This window comes from Flavobacterium bernardetii (genome assembly GCF_011305415.1).
GTDB classification, from domain to species: Bacteria; Bacteroidota; Bacteroidia; order Flavobacteriales; family Flavobacteriaceae; genus Flavobacterium; species Flavobacterium bernardetii.
Window position 1 is genome coordinate 591,708 of record NZ_JAANOQ010000001.1, and the last position, 24,838, is coordinate 616,545.

Genomic DNA, 24,838 nt, shown 5'->3' on the forward strand with positions numbered 1-24,838 from the left:
TTTAATTTTAAAACAACTTAAAAAATGGCAAGAAACACTAGTTTGTTTAAGATTGAAGGTACATTAGATAATGTGACTTTCTACAAGAGTGCTGACGGGTACTTTGTACGCACCAAAGGTGGTGTAAGTAAAAAGAGAATTATGAATGATCCAGCGTTTGTAAGAACAAGGGAAAACGGCAGAGAGTTTGGCAGAAGTGCTAGTTCTGGAAAGTTGTTGCGAGATGCTGTGGGGAGTTTTGTGTTTAAAGCGAAAGACAGTAAGTTGTCGAGTCGCTTGATGAAAGTTATGTTTGATATTAAGAATCAGGATTCGGTATCGGTGCGGGGAGAACGTAATGTGGTGAATGGTTTGACTACTGCCACCGGTAAAGCGTATTTAAAGGGTTTCGATTTTAATATTCGAGCCACCCTTCGAAGTGTGTTTTTTAATCCGTTTGTAGTTGACGCTGTAACTGGAATTATAACTCTTACGGATTTGAAACCTACAGAAGAAATACGTTATTTAGAAGGTGCTACCCATTTTAGTTTGCAAAGTGGCTTTGTGAATTTGGATTTTGCAACAGGCACTTCAGATATTACTTATAGCGCTGTAACAAATCTTCCAATAAATGGTTCTGTTTCCACAATTACTTTAACTCCAAGTGGTGTGCCTTCCGGAACAGGTATTGTGTTTATGGTTTTGCTTCTTGAATTTTTTCAGGAGGTGAATGGCGAACAGTATTCTTTGAATAATGGAGCCTTTAATGTACTAAATATAATAGAGGTGCAATAGCTTGTAATTGATTTGATTTGATGCAACTGTTTTTGTATTCCAAAATGCAATGTTTATCTCCCTGCTAAGGTGGGGAGTTTTTATTCTTTGTGCCCTTATCTTGTTTTTGCTTTTTATTTGGTTTGCCCTGATTTCAAAACAAAACGGATTCATTTTGTATGATTTCAGCTCGCTTTTAAACTGAATTTTAGTTCAACCTACAAGGTGCGTGTATCAAAAAGGATGTAAAGGCAAAAAAAACAGAAAATTTAAAGCTAAAGCGAAATCTATTTCATTTCTTAACAATTGCTTGATTACTATAGTCTTATCTTACTAAAAAGGAGTAGAAGAAATGTCGTGACATTCGTTTTTTATAAAAATCGTATACAAGGTGTATACAACTTGTATATAAAAGTCATTTATTCTTTTTTGATTTGCAGCTATAATTTTAAAAAGATATTGCTATGATTTTTGCCACCTAGAAAATTTGAAATCAAATAATAAAAAATAACTAACCGCCAAACCCTTTAACTCATCCAGCCATGAATTACATTAAACACCTCACTGCCTTTTTCGAGAAAGTTTCACAAGAACCTGATCTGAATCCCACACATATTAGCTTGTATTTGGCTATATTTCAATCATGGAACAGCAAACGCTTCCAAAATCCAATTACTATTTCTAGAGTTGACATGATGCGAACTAGCAAAATTGGTTCTATAACTATGTACCATAATTGTCTAAAAAAATTAGATGACAAAGGCTATATTAAGTACCAACCCTCTGATAATCCATTCAAAGGAAGTTTGGTTCACATTATTGAATTAACTGAAGCATTTAAAGTCAAAAAGAATAGTATAAAAACTAAAGTAAAAAATGAACAAGTCGCTAAACAAGCTAATGAACAAGTTACTATATTAAATTCTAAACAAGCACTAGTCAAGCACTGTACAAGTAATGAACAAGCACTAGTATCTAATATAAACATTAATAAACATATTAAACATTATAAACATAGTATAGCGCCCACAAAAAATAAAACTGAAAATAATTTATTAAATAATTCAGAAAATGAAGAAAAAAAGTGGCGCGAAAAAAAGACACCCGTTTCGGGTTCTCCGATTCAATTTAAAAACAATGAAAACGACAGAGGTAATTCTGATTCTGATTCAACCCTCCCAATTTTAGAAAATGTAATCACCTTTTTTAAAGAAAATAATCAAAACCAAATCGAGGCTGAAACCTTTTTCTATTCTTTCGAAAGTAACGGCTGGTTAGTGGGTGGAAAAACCAAAATAAAAAATTGGGAAGCAGCAGCCAAAAACTGGATGCTCAATCGTCAAATCTATTCTACAAATTTTCGTAATCCTGAGCAAGCTAGTGTTAAGCATAGTCGAAGTGTTGAAGGGCAAAATCCAATTGTTTGCACACTCGATACCCAAAAAACGTTGACGAATCGCTGTACAACTTTCGAGGAAACTTTTGAGGTTATTGCTACTACTCGAATTTACAATTTCAACAAATGTGTTGCATTTATAACCTACCAAGGTAAAAAGAAATTCGGCCAAGCCTTTAAGATTTATGAATCCGATTTGTCAGTTATGCACCAACTACTTGTTTACGCCATTAAAGATGAAAAATCTGCCGCTGCGTTAAATATTGACTTGTCCAAAGGTATTTTATTGTCTGGAAAAAATGGATGCGGGAAAACGGCTATAATGCATTTGTTGAAACCTTTCTTACCTCCAAAATTTGATTACAAAATTAAAACCTGCCGAGAAGTTTCTTTTGAATTTGCGAAAAAAGGTTCCGAAGCTTTGGAAATTTACACTCAAAAATCAAACAAACAAAACCGATTGACTGGTTATTGCTTTGACGATTTTGGCACTGAACATCAAATCAAACATTTCGGAAACGATTCAAATGTAGTAGCGAAAATAATATTAAACCGCTACGAGCAATTTGTTGAAAATAAAACAGTTACTCATTTAACCACAAATTTATCAATGTTAGCAATCGAAAAGTTTTATGGCAGTATGGTTAGTACCAAAATAAAACAAATGTTTAATGTAATATCATTTAACTCAGATACAATAGACAAAAGATGATTGAATTTTATCATGTCAAAAATCATTATTTTAAAACATCCAGACTAAAGCAGTAATTCATTCTAACACATTTTGTTTATAAAATGTTGCTTGTTTACGGATTTCCACAATTTAATATCCTACCCTTTTTTGTATGTTTGTATAATTCTCAAACCACTACCATTTTGGCAACCAATACATCCATCAAAAGACTATAATTTTGAAGACAATAAATAAAATAATAAACCTAATTATGAATTAGTAGTGTTTCTACTTTCTCATGGTGAAAACTTAAAAGGATAAAAACTAACTACAAATTGTAGCACATTTAATAGAAAAAATAGAATAAAATGATAACAGGCGAATTAAAATCTCAAATTGACAAAATCTGGAACGACTTCTGGACCGGTGGAATTTCCAATCCACTTACGGTAATTGAACAATTTACCTACCTAATCTTCTTGAAACAATTAGACGATAAACAAATTCTTATTGAAAAAGAAATCAGTATGTTAGGCGGTTCTAACAAGAAGCCAATTTATGCAGAAAGTCAGAATGAATTGCGTTGGAGTTATTTTAAAGATAAAGATCCTGAAGTAATGTTTAATTTATTTGTTCGTCCGCAACGCCATTTGAATGATTTAACAGTATTCGACTTCATGAAAACATTGGGTGAAGATGGTGGTAAATTCACGGAATACATCAAAGGAGCAACTTTTATGATTGCCACACCTAAACTATTAGATAGAGTGGTGCAACAAATAGATAAACTGCCTTTACAAAATAGAGATACTAAAGGTGATTTATACGAATACATGTTAGGTAAAATCGCCGAAGCTGGTACTAACGGACAATTCCGTACACCTCGTCATATCATTCAAATGATGGTGGAATTGACGCAACCAAAAGCCGATGATACTATTTGCGACCCATCTTTAGGAACAGCTGGTTTCTTAGTGGCTGCCGGACAATATTTTCACGATAAGCATGATAAACTATTTCTGGATAAAGATTTTCGTGAACATTACAATACACAAATGTTTAACGGATTAGAAATTGATCCTTCAATGATGCGTATTGCGTCTATGAATTTACAATTACATGGTATTGAATCTCCTCAATTAGTTGGTGGAAGTGCTTTAGCAGAAAATAACACTATCAACGGAAAATATTCTTTAGTATTAGCGAATCCACCATTTAAAGGTGCGTTAGATTATGACGAAGTAGAAAGTAGCTTATTGCAAGTCACTAAAACCAAAAAAACGGAATTACTCTTTTTAGCTTTAATTTTAAGAATGCTAAAATTAGGTGGACGAGCAGCAGTAATTGTGCCAGATGGTGTATTATTTGGAAGCTCAGGCGCACACAAAAATATCCGTAAAGAATTGGTAGAAAACCAACAATTACAAGGTGTAATTTCTATGCCAAGCGGAGTGTTTAAACCCTATGCAGGAGTAAGTACAGCTATATTATTATTTACCAAAACCAATTCAGGCGGTACAGATAACGTTTGGTTTTATGACATGCAAGCCGATGGTTTTAGTTTAGACGACAAACGTAATGCTTTAATTCCTGATGAGCAATTAGAACAAGTATTTGCCAATCCGGAAAAAGTAGCCAACGAAGTAGCCGATAAATGTGATATTCCTTTTATTCTTAACGATTGGAAATCTGTTAATGATGCTGTCACCCTGAGCGGAGTCGAAGGGCTTTTTAAAGACAGAACCCAAAAATCTTTCCTTGTCGCAAAAGCAGACATTGTAGCCAACGATTACGATTTAAGCATCAACCGCTATAAAGAAATAGTGTACGAAGAAGTAATTTACGAAAAACCACAAACACTTATTGCTGCTATTAAAGCGATAGACCAAAAACGTTTGGAAGCTATGAAAGAATTGGAAAAAATGTTACAATAAAAATTATTAAAATGCAATTACAACAGCAGTTTACAGAAATTACGACACTTATTGCTTCTGCAAAAGCAAAAGCATATCAGGCAGTTAACAAAGAATTAGTTACGTTGTATTGGCAAGTTGGACAATATTTGAGTAACAAAGTTAAAGCCAATGATTGGGGTAAATCTATTGTTGAAGATTTGGCTAATTTCATCAAAACATCAGAACCAAATATCAAAGGGTTTTCAGCGCAAAATCTATGGCGAATGAAACAGTTTTACGAAACTTATGCTCAAAATGAAATTCTCGCCACATTGTCGCGAGAATTGAGTTGGTCACATAACAGATTAATTTTACCATTAGAAAATGCCCAAGAACAAGAGTTTTATTATCGAATGACTATAAAAGAAAAATGGTCTGTTCGTGAGCTTGAAAGACAACTTAATTCTTCTTATTATGAAAGGGTTATGCTTGCCGATGCAAAACTCTCAACACTGTCGCGAGAATTACCTCAAGATATAACAAGCACTTTTAAAGATACGTATGTATTAGAATTATTACATATTTCCGAAGACCATCAAGAAAAAGATGTTCAAAAAGCTATTGCTCAAAGCATTACTAAATTTCTGTTAGAATTTGGAAGAGATTTTGCCTTTATGGGCGAAGAATATACTTTACAAGTAGGCAACCAAGATTTTGCAATTGACTTACTTTTTTATAACCGTGCTTTAAACTGCATGGTTGCTGTAGAATTAAAAACAGAAAAATTTAAACCTGAACATTTGGGGCAACTCAATTTTTATTTAGAAGCACTGGATAGAGATATAAAAAAAGAATATGAAAATCCAAGCATAGGCATTTTATTATGCAAAGGTAAAGATGATACGGTAGTAGAATATGCGCTTAACCGAAGTTTATCGCCAACATTAGTAGCCGATTATAAAACCAAACTACCAAACAAAGCTGTATTGCAACAAAAATGGGTAGAAGTTCTAGAAAGCTTAGAAAAAGAAGATTAATATTATGAGCAAAACACATTACATACAAACCAATTTAGAATTTAGTATAGATTCTTTTATTCAGCATATTGCAGAAGAAATAGAACATGTTGAATATCAAAAAAGAGCCGATAATTTATGCTATTTATGGTTTTCAGAAGCTTCAACACGTGGAGTTGATATTACTATTGAAGAAAACGAACTTATAGAAATACGAAATACGATAATGTCTAACGGTGCCGATTATTATTTAACCAATATATTAGCCGATGCTATTTGTACAGTTTATGATGGAACTTTGCTAACCATTGACGACGATTATGAATATACTAACTACGAATTAGACGATGATGTTTTAAAATTAATGGCTAAAGAATTACCTGTATATACTGACGAGCAAATAGAAAAATCAGTCTTTGATGATACTAAAACATTAAAAGCAATTATAAATAGTCAAAAAACAACAATGACAGTTTTTGGACCTATTAGAACAACTCATTTTGGCGTTGAATTTATGAATAGTTTTGAAGATAAATCTATTGAAGGACTTACCAAAATAATGCACAAATACATACAAGCAGTAAATTATAACATACCAAATTACAGTTATGGTAATGTAATGACAACTGGCGAAGGAGAAAATCAAAAAACATTAAAACTACTAACTAACCAAGTAGATTGTTTAATAGATAAATACGATTATATTTTATTTCAAATAGATGAAGAAACAATATATGCCATAACTAACGACGATTTAAATTCCATTTTACCAAAACAATGGACAAGGGTTGATGAATATACCATTGTTGCACCAAAATTAAATATAGTAGAATGGAAAAATCTTTTACAACGCGTATACCCATTAAACAAATTTAACGAGATATAAAAATTAATAGTGTCGCAATACTTCCCCTATTGAGGGGTGCCTGAAAGGCGGGGTGGAAAATAATCACACTAGGTTGTTATAGTGACCTTGTCTGGATTCAAACCAAAAACCTCACAAAATTGTGATCGCGCCAGGATTCGAACCTGGGACCTACTCATTAGAAGTGAGTTGGGCTATATTGAAGTTTCAATTGAGTAATTAAATTAATAATTAAAGCTAAAATAATAAATAATATGGTAATTGACAAAACATCCAAGAAAATATCTTATCACATATACAAATTGTATGAAGGATTACAAATTGAAAATAGTTTTGAAGATTTTGATTTTCCTGATTTTGTTACTTTTTTAAATTCATTAAATGAGGAAGATAGAAAGATGCCAATAACTCCAAAAAAGTATTGTGCATTGGATTTTATTGAAATTATCCAACCAAGATACTTTCAAGGTAGACAAAAATGTTTTTTTGGAATGATTAAGTCAGCTTCATTTGGAACAAAGAAAAATCTGCTTGATAGCTTAACTAATACAGAGAGAGAGAATCCTAAAGAGTTAACTGAAGGTGAAAAAGAAGAAAACTATTTTGTTTTGGCTTTTAAAGATAATTCAGAATTTGAAATTATTTTGCAAAATACACATTTAGGTATTACATCTAACCATTTTAAAAAATATCTTGATAAGTTCATTAGAAAGTATTTATCCGTAAAACGAATTGAACAAGATTTTAATACTGAAATGGGCGATATTATTATTAGCGATCCAAATGAGTTAATTGCTCAATTAGACAGAATTGTTGAATGTAAAGTTTATATGGACAAAGAAGTTTTAGGTTCAAATTTTTTAAAATTGTCCAATAGAACAGTTCAAGTAAAAAAGGATTTGATTATTGATGTTCGAGCAGATACTATGATGAATATTAGAGAGTTCGCAAAAGATGTTGCTTCAGGTTTTGCCAGTAACACTAATATCTCTAAAGTTTGGATTTGTGGTAAGGATAATGACAAAAATGTTCACAAATTTTTTATAGAAAGAATAATGAAATCAAACCATATAAAAGTAACGTTAGATCCAACGACAAAAGCCATTGTAAAAGATTTAATGAAAACAGAAATGATAAAGCTAATATAATGTTTAGAGAATTTTTAGTTTTAATATTTGATTATCTATCCATATCAAAAAAGTATCTTTTTTTTGATATGGTAATTCCATTAATATTATCATTTTTTATTATATATGTTGTTCCTTCTCAATTAGCTTTCAATGATGAATTTATTGGTCAAATGATTTCATTAGTTGGAATTCTGGCTGGATTTAACATTACAGCTATTACATTTCTTTCTTCAACTTCTAGTAAAATGGTTGACGAATTAAAAGCAAAAAAAGGAGTAGAGAGAATCGGAGGAAAAAAAATAAATCTTTTTCAAGAGCTTTACATTTATATCTCTTACTCAACACTATTAGCATTTATAATAATATTTTTCGAAGTTATAGGTTATGTTATTCCTATTTCCTCGCTTTATGAGAATTGGTTTTTTAAATTACTTTGCCTATTAAATTTAACAACAATATTACATTTAGTATTGTTAAATATAAGAAATATTACATTCATCTATTTTTCATTCTTTGAAAAATCAAATTAGTTAAAATGCAGAAAATCAAATTAGACGATGTTCTAAAATATGAACAGCCAACAAAATACATTGTTGAAACTGAAAATTATAATAATGACTATAAAACTCCAGTTTTAACTGCTGGTAAATCATTTATTTTAGGTTATACAAATGAAGAAAAAGGTTTGTTTACAAACGTTCCTGTAATTATTTTTGACGACTTCACAACTGCATTTCATTATGTTGACTTTCCTTTTAAGGTTAAATCTTCAGCAATGAAAATTTTAAAAGCAGTTGAAAATAAAGCAAGTTTAAGGTATTTATATTACAAAATGCAAACCATTTCAATTGATAAAGATTTGCATAAAAGATATTGGATTTCAAAATACTCACAAATAGATATTGAACTCCCAAACCTCCCAACCCAACAAAAAATTGCCAACATCCTAGACAAAGCAGATGAACTCAGCCAATACAACAAACAACTTATTGAAAAATATGAGGCGCTAACGCAAAGTTTGTTTTTGGATATGTTTGGAGATCCTGTGAGGAATGAAAAGGGTTGGGAGAAAACCGAATTAAGAAATGTAACTTCAAAAATTGGAAGTGGCTCAACACCAAGAGGAGGTAAAGAAGCTTATCATTCTGAAGGCATCTCATTAATTAGAAGTTTAAATATTTATGATAATGAATTCAAATATAAAAATTTAGCTTTTATCAATGATGACCAAGCAAAAAAATTAAAAAATGTAACAGTAGAGAGTAATGATGTTCTTTTTAACATAACCGGAGCGTCTGTTTGTCGTTGTACAGTAGTACCGGATGAGGTTTTACCAGCAAGAGTTAATCAACACGTTTCCATTTTAAGACCGATTTCTGAAAAATTGCATCCATTATTTTTAAGTCATTTATTGATATCAGAAAATATAAAAAATCATTTATTAGGGGTTGGTTCCGCTGGTGGTGCAGTAATGGAAGCTATTACAAAAGAACAATTAGAGAAGTTTAAAATTCCTCTTCCTCCTATCAAGCTTCAGATTCAATTTGCAGAACGTGTAGCCATTATTGAAACCCAAAAACAACAAGCACAAGAGGCTTTGGTAAAAAGTGAGGCTTTGTTTCAAGGGTTGTTGCAACAGGCATTTAATGGGGAGTTGAATTAAATAATTTATCAAAATGAAACCAAGAGATTTGTTATTATATAGCACAGCTACAAATACTATAAAGTTAGCTGTTCATTTTCAAAACGGCACGTTTTGGCTTACCCAAAAAACTATGGCTCAATTGTTTGGAGTAGATAGAAGTGTGGTTACAAAACATATTAAAAACATATTTGAAACAAATGAATTAGATGAAAATTTAGTAAGTGCAAAAATTGCACATACTGCCGCCGATGGAAAAAAATACAACACAAAATTTTATCGGTTAGAAGTCATTTTAGCGATTGGTTACAGAGTAAATTCTATTCAGGCAACTGATTTTAGAAAATGGGCAACACAAACCTTAAATGAGTTCATTATTAAAGGTTTTATCTTAGATGACGAACGTTTAAAACAAGGCAAACACTTCGGACAAGATTATTTTGATGAGTTATTGGAACGCATTAGAGAAATTCGTGCAAGTGAACGTCGCTTTTATCAAAAAATAACGGATTTATATGCACTTAGTACGGATTACGACAAGGAAAGCCAACAAACCAAAGATTTTTTTGCTGCCGTTCAAAATAAATTACATTGGGCTATAACGGGACAAACGGCTGCTGAAATTATTTATACCGAAGCCGATGCAACAAAGCTTTACATGGGTTTAAAAACTTGGAAAGCTGCTCCAGATGATAAAATATTAAAAAGCGATGTTACAGTGGCTAAAAATTATATGACACATCAACACATTGCCGAACTTAATAGAATTGTTTCAGCGTATTTAGATTTGGCAGAAAATAATGCACAAAGAGGTTTTGCTTTTAATATGCAACAATGGGCTTCTTTTTTAGATCGCTTTTTAGAACTTTCAAATTATCCTATTTTAACACACAAAGGAAAAATAAGTATGTTAGAAGCTAAATTAAAAGCAGAAAGTGAATTTGAAAAATTTAGAGTCATCCAAGACCAAAATTATGAAAGCGATTTTGATAGAGAAATTAAAAAATTAGATTTTTAATTTATTTATTTAAAAAGGTGAAAAGCGTTGGACAAAATATTCTATCAACAAAAAAGCGTGAAATAACACCTAAATGTTGATAGAAATGTTGATAGAAAATATAAAAAACAAGAAACACACAACTAAAAACTATAAAAAATCATGAACGAAATCATTTGTCCTAATTGTCATAAAGCCTTTAAAGTAGATGAAGCAGGTTTTGCCGATATTGTAAAGCAAGTTCGCGATCATCAGTTTGAAGAAGAACTACAAAACAGATTAAACCTAGCCGAAAAGGAAAAAGAAAGTGCCGTTAAATTAGCTGAAGCAACTATTAAAAATTCGTTGCAAGAACAACTAGCTCAAAAAGATGCCGCTTTAGCCAAACTTAAAGCTGATGCGGCAATAGAATTATCGCAAAAGCTATCGCAAAAAGATAACGAGTTATTACAACTTAAAACACAAAATGTAAATGATGTTACGCAACTACAAGCAAAATTAGAAAATGCTGAGGTAGCGAAAAAATTAGCGGTAACGGAAGCCGTTCAATTAATTGAAAAAGAACGTGATCAACTAGTTAACGAAGTAAAAGCAAAAGACACGGACAAACAATTATTAGAAAACACACTCAAAGATAAATTTTCGGCAGAGCTTAAAACTAAAGACGAAATTATTAAACTGAAAGACGAAGAAATTGCTTTACGAAAAGACATGAAGTTAAAACTATCCACAAAAATGATTGGAGAAACTTTAGAGCAACATTGCGAAACAGAGTTTAATAAATTGCGTGCCACTGCTTTTCAAAATGCCTATTTCGAAAAAGATAACGATTCAAAATCAGGAAGTAAAGGTGATTTTATTTACAGAGAAACCGATGAAACTGGAAATGAAATTATTTCCATCATGTTTGAAATGAAAAACGAAGGAGATGAAACGGCCACCAAAAAGAAAAACGAAGATTTTTTTAAAGAACTAGACAAAGATCGTAACGAAAAAAAATGTGAATATGCGGTTATGGTTTCTCTTTTAGAAGCAGAAAGCGAGTATTACAATTCTGGAATTGTAGATGTTTCTCATAAGTTTCCTAAAATGTATGTAGTACGTCCTCAATTTTTTATTCCAATTATTACGTTGTTACGAAATGCGGCAATGAACTCACTGAAATACAAGGCAGAACTGGCATTAGTAAGAAATCAGAATGTTGACATCACCAACTTTGAGGAAAAAATAAACATATTCAAAGAAGGTTTTGCCAGAAATTACGAATTAGCCAGTAAAAAATTCAAAACCGCTATTGATGAAATAGATAAAACTATTGACCATCTACAAAAAACAAAAGATGCTTTATTATCATCTGACAATAATCTTCGTTTAGCCAATCAAAAAGCGGATGATTTAACGATTAAGAAGCTTACTCATGGTAATCCAACTATGAAAGCTAAGTTTGATGAGTTGTAAAAGCAATCAAAAATGATGAATAATTTTCTCTTAGCATAAAAAGTAGTATTTTAGTACAAAATTTAATGAATGAACTCTAACTTTCTATTTCTTCAAAAAGAATTCCCTGCCATTTTTAACGAAATAAGTGATGCTGAAAAACATACTTTTACAGCACCTCGTTATGCCGCTTTATTGTGTAGAAGCACTTTAGAGAAAACCATTTTTTGGTTGTATCAAAATGATGAAGATTTAGAATTGCCATATGATACTAAACTTGGGGCTTTACTGCACAACGATAGTTTCAAAGCCATACTAAAACCAAGTATGTTGATTGAGTTAGACGTGGTACGTTTGTATGGAAACAATGCCGCTCACGGGAAAAATATAAGAGCATTAGAAGCCTTACAATCACTCAAAAACACCTTTCGTTTTTTATCTTGGTTAAGCAAATATTACAGTGAAAGTAATCCTGACATACCTGATTTTGAGGAACGATTGATTCCTTACGGTGATGTTAATGATAAAAATAAAAAAGAACTACAAGCAGTAACCGAACAATTCGAAAAAGAACGAGAACAAGCCAAAAGAAACGCAAAGCAAAATGCGATTTTAGCAGAAGAAAATGAAAAACTAAAACAGCAACTTGAAAATCAATTACAGTTAATTGCTGAACGTAAAGAAGAAAGAAAAACAATTTTCAAAACTCAAGAAGCTGTACCTGAATTAACTTCTGAATTAGAAACGCGAAAAGTCTTAATAGATTTATTACTAAAAGAAGCTGGTTGGGAAAAGCTACGTCCAGGTATTGAAATTGAATATGAAGTACAAGGAATGCCAATCACTACAAATAAAACAGGTATTGGTTATGTCGATTACGTGCTTTGGGATGATAATGGAAAACCCTTAGCAGTTGTGGAAGCAAAAAGCACTTTACACGATGCGAAAAAAGGAAAACATCAAGCCAGTTTATATGCAGATTGTTTAGAGAACAAAACAGGACAGCGTCCTATAATTTTTTATACAAATGGGTATGAAACCTTTCTTTGGGACGATTCGTTTTATGCAGAACGTCAAGTACAAGGTTTTTACACTAAAGAAGAATTACAATTACTAATGAAAAGACGTTTTGAACGTTTAGACATTAGAAATTTTTCTGTAAATACAAATATTGCAGGACGTCCCTATCAATTAGAAGCCATTAAAAGAATTGCCGAAACTTTAGTAGTTTCAAAAAATGGTAAACTTATTGGGAAAAACAGAAAAGCTTTATTAGTTATGGCTACAGGTAGTGGTAAAACACGAACTGCTGCAGCAATGGTTGATATGTTTACCAAATGCAATTGGGCAAAGCGAGTACTTTTCTTAGCGGATAGAAACGCTTTAGTTACGCAAGCTAAAAATGCTTTTAAAGAACATTTACCACATTTAAGTGCTATCGATTTAACTAAAGAAAAAGAAGATAATAATACCAGATTGGTCTTTTCTACTTATCCTACAATACTAAACAAAATTGATACTCTCAAAAGTGAAAACGAACGTTTTTATGGGATTGGTCATTTTGATGTCATTATCATTGATGAAGCACACCGTTCCGTTTACCAAAAATACCAAGCGATTTTCGATTATTTTGATGCCGTTCTAATTGGCTTAACGGCAACACCTAAAAAGGAAATAGACAAAAACACCTATCATCTTTTTCAAATTGAAGATGATAATCCCACGTTTGCTTATGAATTGACTCAAGCGGTAGAAGCAAAATATTTAGTACCGCCAAAAGCATTTGAAATTCCACTTAAATTTCCAAGAAAAGGATTAAAATATTCAGAACTAAGCGAAAGAGACAAAGTTCGTTTTGAAGAACTTTTTGGTATAAAAGGAGATGAATCAGATACAGGAATACCCGAAATTTCAAAAAGTAAAATCAATTCATTTTTATTCAATGATGATACCGTAGATAAAGTATTAGAATATTTAATGAAGTATGGTCAGAAAATTGAAAGTGGCGATAAATTAGGGAAAACAATAATTTTTGCTAAAAATCATCAGCACGCTATATACATAGAAGAACGTTTTAACAAAAATTATCCAGAATTTGGAGGTAATTTTTTACGTGTTATTGATAACTACGAAGACAAATCACAAGATTTATTAGAACGGTTTTGTTTTGACAAAGGAGAAGAAAAAGATCCTCAAATTGCAGTTTCTGTAGATATGATGGATACAGGTGTAGATGCGCCAAGAGTCTTAAATTTGGTGTTTTTCAAAGAAGTAAAATCGTATGCAAAGTATTGGCAAATGATTGGAAGAGGGACGCGATTGTGTCCTAATATTTTCGGAAAAGGAAAGGATAAAGAATTCTTTTTGATTTTTGACATTTGTGGCAACTTTGAATTTTTTGATGAATTTCCTGATGGCCATATTCCTTCAACAACAAAACCATTGCACCAATTACTTTTTGAAACACAATTAGAAATTATTCTGAGTATTCAAAACAATGCAGAGGCCAATGAACAAGATGATGAATTGGCTAAAATATACAAGGAAAACTTGTTTGAAAAAGTAAATCAATTAGATACCAATCGATTTGAAGTAAGAAAGCATTTGCGTTACGTTAATAAATATAAAAATTGGTCTAACTGGAATGCTTTAACGCATAGTGATGAACTTGATGTAAGACAAAATATTTCTCATTTAGTTGCCTATTCTGAAGATACTGATGAATTAGCCAAACGATTTGATTTGTTAATCTACCAATTAGAATTAGCTATAATCCATCAAAGTAATAAACAAATTCGTCATATCGAAAATATTACTACTATTGGAAATATGCTTTTTACAAAAAGAAATATTCCTGCAGTTGCACAAAAGATAAATACAATAAATGCTATTATTTCAGATACGTTTTGGCAAAATATTTCCTTATTGCAATTAGAGAAAACTAGAGAGGAGTTAAGAGGACTCATTCAGTTTCTTAAAGACGAAAACAAGGAAAAACCTATATATTCTGACTTTACAGATGAACTACCTCTTGATGAGGTAAAAGAACATTTTATTTTAGACAACTATACTAAACTTCAAAGTTATCGTGATAGAGTGGAATCATTTATCAGAAAAAATAAAAACCATTTAGTAATTGATAAGCTATATAAAAACATTCCAATTACATCTTCTGAATTAATTATTCTGGAGCATTTTTTAATGCAAGAAGCTGAAAGTAAAGACCGTTTGTTTTCAGAATATGAAGAGCAACCTCTTAGTGTATTTATAAGAAGAATTTTAGGCTTAGATATTGAAGTAGCCCAAAGTCATTTTGCAACCTTTATTCAAAATGAGAATCTTAATTCCAACCAAATTACCTTTATTCAAAAAATCATTGATTATTTAAATAAAAACGGCATACTTGAAAAAACTATGTTAACACAACCACCGTTTAATGATTTAGATGATAATGGCGTAATAGGTATATTTCCCGATGAAGAAAAATTAGTTAAAGTGATTAAATTAATTGAGGAAGTTAATCAAAATGCAGGTTTAGGATAAATGTTTTAAATGCTTGTATAGCGTAATACAAGAATGAATAGTATAAAGCAATTCAAATTTTGAGGTTATTCAACAAGAACTTGATTAAAATGTTAATGAAGTTTATTTTGGATACTTTAGTTTACAAGTTGTATGCATTATCCTATGATGCGGTTTTGGTTGTTGAGCTAGTTTTTAGTTAGCGTATGATGAGGTTAAAGGTGGAGTAAAAGTATAGTATTTGTATTATAAGTCTTGAGGCTTATAATGTGTTTTTATAAGTTTTAAGGCTTATAATTATAAAATATAAGTTTTAAGACTTATATTTGTTAAAAATAAGTCGTGAGGCTAATAGGTTATAATTACCTCAGCAATTGCTAACGAATAAAAAAAAGAGTATGGAAGCGGTTATAAGTGCAGATATTATTGGCTATACAAAGCTCGGTGAGGAGCAACAAAATGTTGTATTAATAGAAATAAAAAAACTATTTGAAAGCATAGAGGGTGTGCGAGATAATCTTGAAAATAATTTTAAGATATATCGAGGTGATGCGGTACAAGTAGAAATAAAAAATCCGAAAGAGGCTTTAAAAATAGGGTTGTTATTAAAAGCAGCAGTTACTCAAATTACTTTTGAAACGGATTCTTATAAAAGAAAAAGACCAATAATAGACATACGAATGGCTATTGGACTTGGTAATATTACGAATAAAAGATCATTAGTTGACGAGTCAATGGGAAGGGCTTATAGTCATTCAGGAAGAACACTTGACGAAATGAAAAGAGAGAAAACAATATTTACTTTAAAAAGTGATACCATTGCGCTTGATGAAGAATTGAATGTTGCTTTTAAACTGCTTGATGAAATACTGCTAAGTTGGAATATCACTTCGGCAGAATTGATGTATTGTTTATTAATGGGAATGACAGAAAAAGAGATAGCTTTTAAACTAAATATATCGCAATCAGCAGTAAATCAGAGGAAAAAAAGAGCAGGATGGTATGGTATAGAGGCTTTGCTAGAACGCTATGAGATATTAATAGGAAGAGAATTATAACTGCTTATGGAAGTACTGGCTATAAAATTGCTGTTGGCTCATTTGTTGACAGATTATTTTTTTCAACCGACAAAATGGGTGGAAGATAAAAATGAAAATAAACACACATCAAAATTCTTTTGGTTGCATGTGTGTGTAGCGTTTGTTATTCCGCTTGTGTTATTAATTGGAGAATGGTTTCAATGGAGAGCCGCTTTACTCATAGGTATTACACATGGGATAATTGATTACTGGAAAATAAAACAAGAAGGAAAACTTACTGAAAAAAAGAGCAGAAAAAAAAGGGATTTATTTTTAATTGACCAATTATTACACATTGGTGTACTGTTAGTGATATGGGTGATTTTTCAATTTACTTATGATAATTTCCTGTTGTGGTTGAAAGAAGTTGTACTGATAAAGAGAAATTTATTTATTGTAACAGCAATTTTGGCCTTATTATCACCTACAGGAATACTAATAGGAAAAGTAACAGACACTTTCAGAAAAAAAATAAAAAAGGACAACAGTCTTAAAAATGCTGGTAAATATATAGGGTATTCGGAAAGACTTTTGGTTTTGCTTTTTATACTGTTAAGTCAGTACGAAGCAATAGGCTTTTTGTTGGCAAGTAAATCTATTTTAAGAATAAGCAAAGACGCTGATGATGAAGGTAGAAAAAAGACGGAATATGTATTGGTAGGTACTTTATTAAGTTTTTTTATAGCGGTAGTGGTTGGATTGGCTTGCAGAAGTTTGTTGAAGAGTTGATAGTGCATTTTAATTGGTAGACCAAGCAGTAGATTTCGTATTGTCAAAATTGTATTATTCCGTAGGAATTCGAGCAGAAAAAATTGAATTTCCTGGAAAATATGAAATCTCAAAAGAAATTGTATCGGAAGCCATTGTAAATGCCATTACCAAAGAGATTATACAAATAATGGAATAGTACAAGTTATGTTGTTAAGTGACCGTTTGGAAGTAATAATAGGGGCTTTAACGTTGGACTGGACCACCTAAAAACAAAAAATATTGCAGACTTTGGTTTCAGCCAATACGCTTTTAGTTGAACCCATGTGTAATTTAAAAAAAGAAATAATCTTTTATTAGCTTTGGTTTTATCTGCCTCATTTTGTCGGAGTAAAATACTACTTTAGCAAAATATAAATAATTTTGTATGGCAAAAGTTGGATTTTATAAACGCTATTTATACATCATTGACCGATTAAAAACGGTGCCAAGTGACTTTTCGGAGTTGCATAAATATGTGATGCAAAGATTAGAAAATGACGATTTAGATGATAAGTTCGAGTTTTCTATTCGTACTTTCGATAGAGATAAAAAAGACATTTTCGATTTGTTCGGAATATTGATTCAATATAACCGAAAAGACAAAGTCTATTATATCGATGAGGAAATAGAAGATCCTTCCGTATCCAGAATGGTAGAAGCTTTTTCTATCCATCAAGCGCTTAAGGAAGGAGATAAAATTAGTACAAGCATTTATTTGGAAAGTCGAAAAGCATCTGGAACCAACTTAATAAGTGGGATTTTATACGCGATTCAAAACAATTTTCAAATCACATTTACGCATACCAAATTTTGGGACATGGAAATTACCCAAAGAACAGTAAAACCAATTGCAATAAAAGAATCTCAACATCGTTGGTATTTAATTGCGCAAGATAACAAAGATGGTAGTATCAAGAATTTTGGTTTCGATAGAATTTCAGATTTAAGAATTTCAGATACCAAGTTTAAACCCGTTGTTTTCGATGTTGAAAAAGCCTACAAACATGCTTTTGGAGTTGAAACCTATGCTCCAGAACAAAAGATGGTATTGGAATTTTCTTGGCAACAAGGAAACTATATCAAATCATTCCCTTTGCATAGTTCGCAAAAAATTATAACTGATACGCAAGAAAAATTGGTAATTCAATTGTTACTTCATCCTACCAACGATTTTACTATGGAGTTAATGCGATTTGGTGCGGAAGTAAAAGTTATCGAGCCAGAAGTATTACGCAATACCATCAAAGACAGAGTAGCAAATATGATAAAACTATATAAATAAGATGAATACTTTTACAGCCATAGATTTCGAAACTGCTCAAGGCTACCGTTGGAGTATCTGTCAAGTTGGACTTGTTAGAGTTGAAAATGGCATTATTACTAAAGAACTAGATATTTTAGTACAACCGCCTGATAATTATTATTGGTCCAATTTTACAACTATTCACGGTATTTCAGCAAAAGATACGCGTCAATCTCCAACTTTCAATCAAGTTTGGCATCTGATAGAACCCTATATTAAAAACCAAAATGTAATTGCTCATAATGGTTTTGGTTTTGATTTTCCAGTTTTAAGTAAGACATTGGAATATTATAATATGTCCACGCCAGAGTATACTAAATTTTGCACGTATAAAATATATAAATCAAATTTGGCTAATTTGTGTCAAGAACATAACATTCCGCTAAATCATCATGATGCATTGAGCGATGCTAGGGCTTGCGCGGAGTTGTATTTGAGATTTTTAAATAATAGATAAAAAATAATTATAAAATATTAATTATGAACGCAGTTAAAGTAGATAGCATAACACTAGAAAATTTGTTAAGTAATTATCAATTAGCTATTCCAGAATACCAAAGACCATATGTGTGGACAGAAAGAGAAATAAATAAATTATTATTTCAATTTTCAGAACATAAAAACAGAATTGATAATAAGCCAAATTTTTATTTAGGAAGTATTGTACTGCATTACGATGGTGAAAAATACAATATTATTGACGGCCAACAACGCATAACCACAATGCAAATTTTGAGTATTGTAAATAATGTAAATTCAAAATATAATATTACATACAATCACCCAATAACTTTAAATCATATTAAAGAAAATTATATCTCTTTTAAAAGTAAAAAAGAAGAGTTAAATTTAATAGATTTTGATAAAATAAATGTAACAATTGTAATAACAGAAAGTGAAGATATGGCATACAATTTTTTTGAAACCTTAAATACAGGCGGAAAAAGATTGGGTGGGACCGATATTTTAAAAGCACATCATTTAAGAAGTATTTCTGAAAATGATGAAAGAAATTCATATGCTTTAAAATGGGAAAAGAAACAAAAAAACCTCGAAACGGTAAACAGAATGTTGAGTAAAATTAGACGAATGGATTATTTAAATAAATCTAAATTTGTTCCAGATAAGTTTACAGATGATAACAAATGGAAAAACGTTTTAACTGATGATTTTGCTGATAAAACTAAAAAAAGCAATAGAGATATTGGTTATTCTTTTGTAGAGATTGAAGAAAATACACATACAATAACCGCAGATAAATACGCTATTAGACAACCTTTAAATCAAGGTGTTAATTATATAAATTACTTGTTGAATTTTACTGATGATTATAATTTTTTGTTTGAATCAGATGAAGTAATTAAAAATAAATATTCATATTTCAATAAAAAAATTATAGATATTATTGATGGGACAGTCGATTTAAGATATTTTTATCAACTCGCTTTACTGTGCTTTGTGGACAGATTTGGTAGGAAAAATGTATTAGAATTTTCGCTTTATCTTTTTCGCTTTATTTATAGTTTACGATTAAATGACCTTTCTAGAGTTTATGAATCAACCGTTAGAAATTACATAACAGAAACCTTAATTTTTGAACGGATACTTAATGCTTATACTTATGAAGAAATATTGATTTTCTTAAAAACCTATGAAGTGAAAATAAGTACTAAAGAAATTTCAGGAGTAAAACAACGCTTTCACGAAAGAATCCATTTGTTTTTTAAAAATAATGCTGAAACAACCATTTCAAAAGAAAAATACGACCAAGATTTAATAATCGCTATCAAAAACTATCTAAAAAAATAACTGGATGAACTTTATAACAAATACAATCAATATACAATCAATAGTAGAAAAAAACTTTGAATTTTTAATACCTGTTTATCAACGTCCTTATGTTTGGGATGATACAGAAATAAAAAAATTATTAGAAGATTTAAAACATAATTTTGAAGTTAACACAACTGAATATTTCGTAGGAAATACTTATGCCATAAAATCAAATAATGAAAACAAACCCAATCAATATGAAGTAATAGATGGACAACAACGTTTTACAACATTTTGGCTAATTTCTTTATGTTTTGAATTATTAAATGTTAAAACGAAATTAACCGAATACTTAAGAATTGAAAAAAACAAGGACATTCGCTTTGATTTTGATATTAGAAAAGAAGTTTACGAATATCTAAAAGGGCAATTAGATGGTTCAGCACATAGAAGATTTGAAAATGTTGAAAAGCTTGAATTTTTAAAAAACATTGCTGCTGGTATTGAGACAATTAAAGGGATTTTAAATTCAAGTACAGCAAGCCAAAATAAAATAAACTTGGAAGCTTTTGGAGATTATATCTATGAAAAAGTGATGTTTGTTTTTAATGAAGCACCCGATAATACTGATTTAAACGCCTTGTTTGTTGCACTTGGAACTAGCGGTATACAATTGCAACAATCAGATATTCTTAAAGCTAGACTATTAGATAAAATAATCGAAAAAGATAAAAGAATTATTTATGCAAAAATTTGGGAAGCTTGCGAAAACATGAATAATTATTTTGAAAGTAATGTTAAAATTTCATTTCCATATGACACCAGCAAAGTGACTGAAATTGATTTTAAAAAATATAATGCAGAAAAATTCAATTACAATTCGGATTTCGAAGAATTAAATATTGAAAAAGCTATTACTATTTCAGAAATAATAGAATTTGATACAAGCGTAGAAATAAAAACAAAAAACAAATCTGATAGTAATACCGAATGTCGTTCTATTATCACATTTAATTTGTTTTTGTTACACGCTTTGCGAATTTTCAAAAAACAAATTCATTCAAATAATGATATTATTTCTATGGATAGTAAGAAATTATTAGAAATTTTTGACCACGAGAAGCAAGTTTTTAAAAATGAAAATGAAGAAGTAACCAGTAAAAATGTTAAAGATTTCTTTGAATTACTCTGGCAAATCAGATACAATTTTGACAAACACATTGTAAAATGGTTAAAAGACGAAGATGAAAGTACAGATGAAGATGAAAAACTACTTTTATCATATATCAATACTTCTAAAAATAACGATAAATCATATTTTTCAAGAAGCGAAAAAGAATTTTCAAGCATTCAAATGTTACAATCGGTTTTGTATTTTAATAATATGCCTACTCAATTTTGGTTAACACCTTTTTTAAGTTTTTTAATTGAAAATCATACAGTAACAGATGTTTCTATTTTAAAAGAATTAGAAAAAATAGACAATATTATGATTCCAGGTAACAAAAAAGAAATGACTTGGAATATTTTAAATAATCAATTTTTGATGCCAAATTTTGAAAAAATAGCTTCAGATTTAAAAATAAGTAGAGGCACTAGTTTTGATCATTATTGGTTTTATAAATTAGAATATTTACTTTGGAAAAATTGGGATAAAAATGACCTTAAGTATAAAAAATATCGAATTACTTCAAAAAATTCTATTGAACATGTTTTTCCGCAAAATCAAGAATACAAAATAAGTCTTAATGATTTAGGTGATGATATTGATTGGTTAAATTCTATTGGCAATTTAGCTTTATTATCAGTTGGACAAAATTCAGAATATAGTAATCATAGTTTTATTGTAAAAAAAGATAGATTTAAAGCAAAGGAATATTATGATTCTTTAAAAACTGCTAAAATTTTTAATTGTATTAATTGGAATACCGAACAAATTAAACAACATCAAGAAGAAATGATTTTAATACTAAATGAACATTACAAAAATTAAATACAAATAATTTCACCCTATGAAATTCGTAATCATTTCTGACACACACGGACAACATAAAAACTTGACCTTACCAAAAGGTGATGTCATCATTCATGCGGGTGATATAAGTCAACGTGGTAAAGAAAGTGAAATCATAGATTTTCTGAATTGGTTTAAAGACTTAGATTTCAAATACAAAATTTTCATTGCTGGTAACCACGATTTCTTTTTTGAGAAAACTTCAGAAAATGACATTCAAAAGATTATTCCAGAAAACATTATTTATTTATGTGACAGTGGAATAGAAGTTGAAAATATTAAAATCTGGGGTTCTCCAATTACTCCTTGGTTTTATGATTGGGCTTTTAATAGACCTCGCGGAGCACAAATTTCGCATCATTGGCAATTAATTCCAATTGACACTGACATACTGATTACTCACGGACCCGCATTTGGGAAACTAGATAAAACCACACGTGGAGAAAATGTTGGATGTGAAGATTTATTACATATTATTGAAAGTATACAACCAAAAGTTCATATATGTGGACACATACACGAAGGTTATGGACAAACCACTTCATCGAAAACAAAGTTTATAAATGCTTCTGTACTTGATGAAAAGTATGGTTTAACGAATCCGCCAATAACTTTCGAGCTTTAAATATTATCTTAACGGCACTTTTTTAAGTGTCGTTTTTTTTTATGAAAAATTTACACTGACAGCTATTGTCTGACCCTCCAAGTAATTTTGTGTGATATTAACTTAAAAACAAAATTATGGGACTTATTCTTTCAGAAACACTACTTATAGATTTTAAAAATATAATAAGTAATAATGATAACATTTTCATTGGTTCATCAGTTGCATCAGGAAATAACAGAGCTGAAAAAGCTATAAAAAAGGCATTGCTTTCCCCTTTACACAAAGGCGCTACAATTACAAATAGTGAACATATAGTAGTGTTAATCAGTATTGGTTTGGAAGAAATAACTTTAGATGAAATAAGTGAAATAAGTGATTATATCCAACAAGAATCAACCAATCAACCAAATATAATTTTAAATGTTTCGGAAGATAAAAACCTAGAAAATGCTATTGGAATTACCATAATCGCCACTGGTTTTAAAAGTAAAATTAATTTATCAGAGATTCCTAATTCCTAATTTTCAAACTGTCATACTTTGTCTGATGCTCTAGGTAATTTTGTCTTATAACAATTAAAAACATAAAATTATGGGACAAATGATCCAATTAGAAGAAGAGTTAATTCGCATCAACACTTCAAAAAACTGTATTGAATATTCAAACAATAATGGTAGAAGCTGGCATAACAGAAGCAGTGCATCTTCCATGATGGGAACAATGCAAGATTTAATTCACAATGGAAAAGAATTACTCGTTACAACATCAAAAGGGTTGTACTATTCAAATAATAAAGGAAGATCTTGGCATAAAAGAAGTTAATTGATATGATAGTTTATTACTGCTTTTTGGAGGTTTTTGATGAAGAAATTGGAAAATGGGAACATGTTAAAACTCCTAATCAGCAACCTGAAGACTTACATTATGGTCAGTTTTTTACTGAAATGGATAGGGAAAGTTTATTTTTCTTTTTTCAAGATTTAGAAAACCAACAAGAAGCAGTACTTCTTACAAAATGGAAAGGTTTGCCAAATGATGCCTCTAATTTTGTGAAGAATCAATATGATTTTTTATTTGAAGAAGTCTCTATTTGTGATGTGGCTTCCTTTATTTATCTTAACGAATTCTCAGATTTTGAATATGATAGCACATTTAACCTCTACAAATTGCCTAAGTGGGAATACAAGAATTATAAAGAGTATTGTTATGCCGATAAATTGAAACATAATAGGAAACAGATTTCTTATAAAAGTTATTTGGGAGATTCTTTTTTTGAAGACTTGAATGCTATTAAAAACTATGAACGTTTTGGAAAGTGTAGAATAATTTATTTTGCAGATTCTGGAAATAGATGGCGTGATGGTATAATTGAACCCGAACCTTATTTTAAAAGACATAATCAAACAAAAATTGACGTAGCTATAATAGAAGACGATTATGGTAAAATTGAATTATCGAATTATCTAATGCTGAGTAGTTTTATTGAAAAGAATGCTGCAATTCAAAATGAAGAGGTTGTTGAAAAGATGGAAAATTTAGGCATTAAAATAAGAGATGTTTTTTTAGATTATTTAAAAGGGAGAATTCCCATTCAAGAGTATAATATAAACAACGCCCAATTAACGCAACGATTCTGGATTTTAGAAAAGCTTTTTGCTTTTGGGTATCATAATGGTATTGTTAATGATAAATCTATTAATGATTTTTGTGGAGATTCTCCTGTTTTTAATGATGGAAGTATCGAAGCAACGGAACATTTTTCACAGTATTCAAACTACGAAGATATTGAAGTAGATTGTGGTCGTTATGCGTTTGAGCGCTTATTCGAGTTTGAAAAATTCAAATTAATCTTACGTGGTTTTTGTGAGAAATGGGAGCGAGAAATACAAATATTATCATGGTTGTTTTCAAGAATTGCAGAAACAGATAATTATGACGAATTGCTGTTAGAACTTAAGGAAAAACTGAAAATTTAAATACAAATCA

General features: G+C 30.4%; 22 protein-coding genes. All 22 read left to right on the plus strand.

Features of this window, described 5'->3' with window-relative positions; translation table 11 throughout:
• Nucleotides 1-24: 24 nt before the first annotated feature.
• The gene (locus G6N05_RS02735) at nt 25-774 is read left to right on the plus strand and encodes a hypothetical protein (protein ID WP_166125025.1); all 750 of its coding nucleotides are present in this window, start codon (nt 25-27) and stop codon (nt 772-774) included.
• 521 nt (nt 775-1,295) lie between these two features.
• Nucleotides 1,296-2,861: a hypothetical protein gene (locus tag G6N05_RS15575; protein WP_225875115.1), complete on the plus strand. Its 1,566-nt coding sequence runs from the start codon at nt 1,296-1,298 to the stop codon at nt 2,859-2,861.
• Between the two features lie 329 nt (nt 2,862-3,190).
• Entirely contained in the window at nt 3,191-4,756 is a 1,566-nt protein-coding gene (locus tag G6N05_RS02750; protein WP_166125026.1) for a class I SAM-dependent DNA methyltransferase, read from the plus strand.
• An 11-nt stretch (nt 4,757-4,767) separates the two neighbouring features.
• A complete protein-coding gene (locus G6N05_RS02755; RefSeq protein WP_166125027.1) occupies nt 4,768-5,754 on the plus strand; it encodes a PDDEXK nuclease domain-containing protein in 987 nt (328 codons plus the stop codon).
• A 4-nt stretch (nt 5,755-5,758) separates the two neighbouring features.
• Nucleotides 5,759-6,619, plus strand: a complete 861-nt coding sequence (locus G6N05_RS02760) for a hypothetical protein (protein ID WP_166125028.1) — start codon at nt 5,759-5,761, stop codon at nt 6,617-6,619.
• Between the two features lie 233 nt (nt 6,620-6,852).
• On the plus strand, nt 6,853-7,746 hold the full coding sequence (locus tag G6N05_RS02765; RefSeq protein ID WP_166125029.1) for a hypothetical protein: 894 nt from the start codon (nt 6,853-6,855) through the stop codon (nt 7,744-7,746).
• Nucleotides 7,746-8,258, plus strand: a complete 513-nt coding sequence (locus G6N05_RS02770; RefSeq protein ID WP_166125030.1) for a hypothetical protein — start codon at nt 7,746-7,748, stop codon at nt 8,256-8,258. The genes G6N05_RS02765 and G6N05_RS02770 overlap by 1 nt, the downstream gene beginning before the upstream one ends.
• Nucleotides 8,259-8,263: 5 nt before the next feature.
• Nucleotides 8,264-9,391 (plus strand): restriction endonuclease subunit S, encoded by a 1,128-nt coding sequence (locus G6N05_RS02775; RefSeq protein ID WP_166125031.1) that lies wholly within the window; start codon nt 8,264-8,266, stop codon nt 9,389-9,391.
• A gap of 13 nt (nt 9,392-9,404) precedes the next feature.
• Nucleotides 9,405-10,388: a virulence RhuM family protein gene (locus G6N05_RS02780; protein WP_166125032.1), complete on the plus strand. Its 984-nt coding sequence runs from the start codon at nt 9,405-9,407 to the stop codon at nt 10,386-10,388.
• A 141-nt stretch (nt 10,389-10,529) separates the two neighbouring features.
• Nucleotides 10,530-11,825 carry a DUF2130 domain-containing protein gene (locus G6N05_RS02785; RefSeq protein WP_166125033.1) on the plus strand — a complete coding sequence of 432 codons (1,296 nt, stop codon included), beginning with the start codon at nt 10,530-10,532 and terminating at the stop codon, nt 11,823-11,825.
• A 69-nt stretch (nt 11,826-11,894) separates the two neighbouring features.
• Nucleotides 11,895-15,347, plus strand: a complete 3,453-nt coding sequence (locus tag G6N05_RS02790; RefSeq protein ID WP_166125034.1) for a DEAD/DEAH box helicase family protein — start codon at nt 11,895-11,897, stop codon at nt 15,345-15,347.
• Between the two features lie 377 nt (nt 15,348-15,724).
• Entirely contained in the window at nt 15,725-16,384 is a 660-nt protein-coding gene (locus G6N05_RS02795) for a hypothetical protein (protein ID WP_166125035.1), read from the plus strand.
• A 6-nt stretch (nt 16,385-16,390) separates the two neighbouring features.
• A complete protein-coding gene (locus tag G6N05_RS02800) occupies nt 16,391-17,134 on the plus strand; it encodes a DUF3307 domain-containing protein (RefSeq protein WP_166125036.1) in 744 nt (247 codons plus the stop codon).
• A gap of 13 nt (nt 17,135-17,147) precedes the next feature.
• Nucleotides 17,148-17,312, plus strand: a complete 165-nt coding sequence (locus G6N05_RS02805) for a hypothetical protein (RefSeq protein ID WP_166125037.1) — start codon at nt 17,148-17,150, stop codon at nt 17,310-17,312.
• A gap of 228 nt (nt 17,313-17,540) precedes the next feature.
• Entirely contained in the window at nt 17,541-18,437 is an 897-nt protein-coding gene (locus G6N05_RS02810; RefSeq protein WP_166125038.1) for a helix-turn-helix transcriptional regulator, read from the plus strand.
• Between the two features lies 1 nt (nt 18,438).
• A complete protein-coding gene (locus G6N05_RS02815; protein WP_166125039.1) occupies nt 18,439-18,915 on the plus strand; it encodes a 3'-5' exonuclease in 477 nt (158 codons plus the stop codon).
• Between the two features lie 23 nt (nt 18,916-18,938).
• Nucleotides 18,939-20,267: a DUF262 domain-containing protein gene (locus tag G6N05_RS02820; RefSeq protein ID WP_166125040.1), complete on the plus strand. Its 1,329-nt coding sequence runs from the start codon at nt 18,939-18,941 to the stop codon at nt 20,265-20,267.
• A gap of 4 nt (nt 20,268-20,271) precedes the next feature.
• Nucleotides 20,272-22,224: a DUF262 domain-containing protein gene (locus G6N05_RS02825; RefSeq protein ID WP_166125041.1), complete on the plus strand. Its 1,953-nt coding sequence runs from the start codon at nt 20,272-20,274 to the stop codon at nt 22,222-22,224.
• A 19-nt stretch (nt 22,225-22,243) separates the two neighbouring features.
• Nucleotides 22,244-22,870: a metallophosphatase domain-containing protein gene (locus tag G6N05_RS02830; RefSeq protein ID WP_166125042.1), complete on the plus strand. Its 627-nt coding sequence runs from the start codon at nt 22,244-22,246 to the stop codon at nt 22,868-22,870.
• A 116-nt stretch (nt 22,871-22,986) separates the two neighbouring features.
• Entirely contained in the window at nt 22,987-23,373 is a 387-nt protein-coding gene (locus G6N05_RS02835; RefSeq protein WP_166125043.1) for an FtsZ/tubulin family protein, read from the plus strand.
• Between the two features lie 70 nt (nt 23,374-23,443).
• On the plus strand, nt 23,444-23,674 hold the full coding sequence (locus tag G6N05_RS02840) for a beta propeller repeat protein (RefSeq protein WP_166125044.1): 231 nt from the start codon (nt 23,444-23,446) through the stop codon (nt 23,672-23,674).
• 5 nt (nt 23,675-23,679) lie between these two features.
• Nucleotides 23,680-24,828: a hypothetical protein gene (locus tag G6N05_RS02845; RefSeq protein WP_166125045.1), complete on the plus strand. Its 1,149-nt coding sequence runs from the start codon at nt 23,680-23,682 to the stop codon at nt 24,826-24,828.
• Nucleotides 24,829-24,838: the final 10 nt, after the last annotated feature.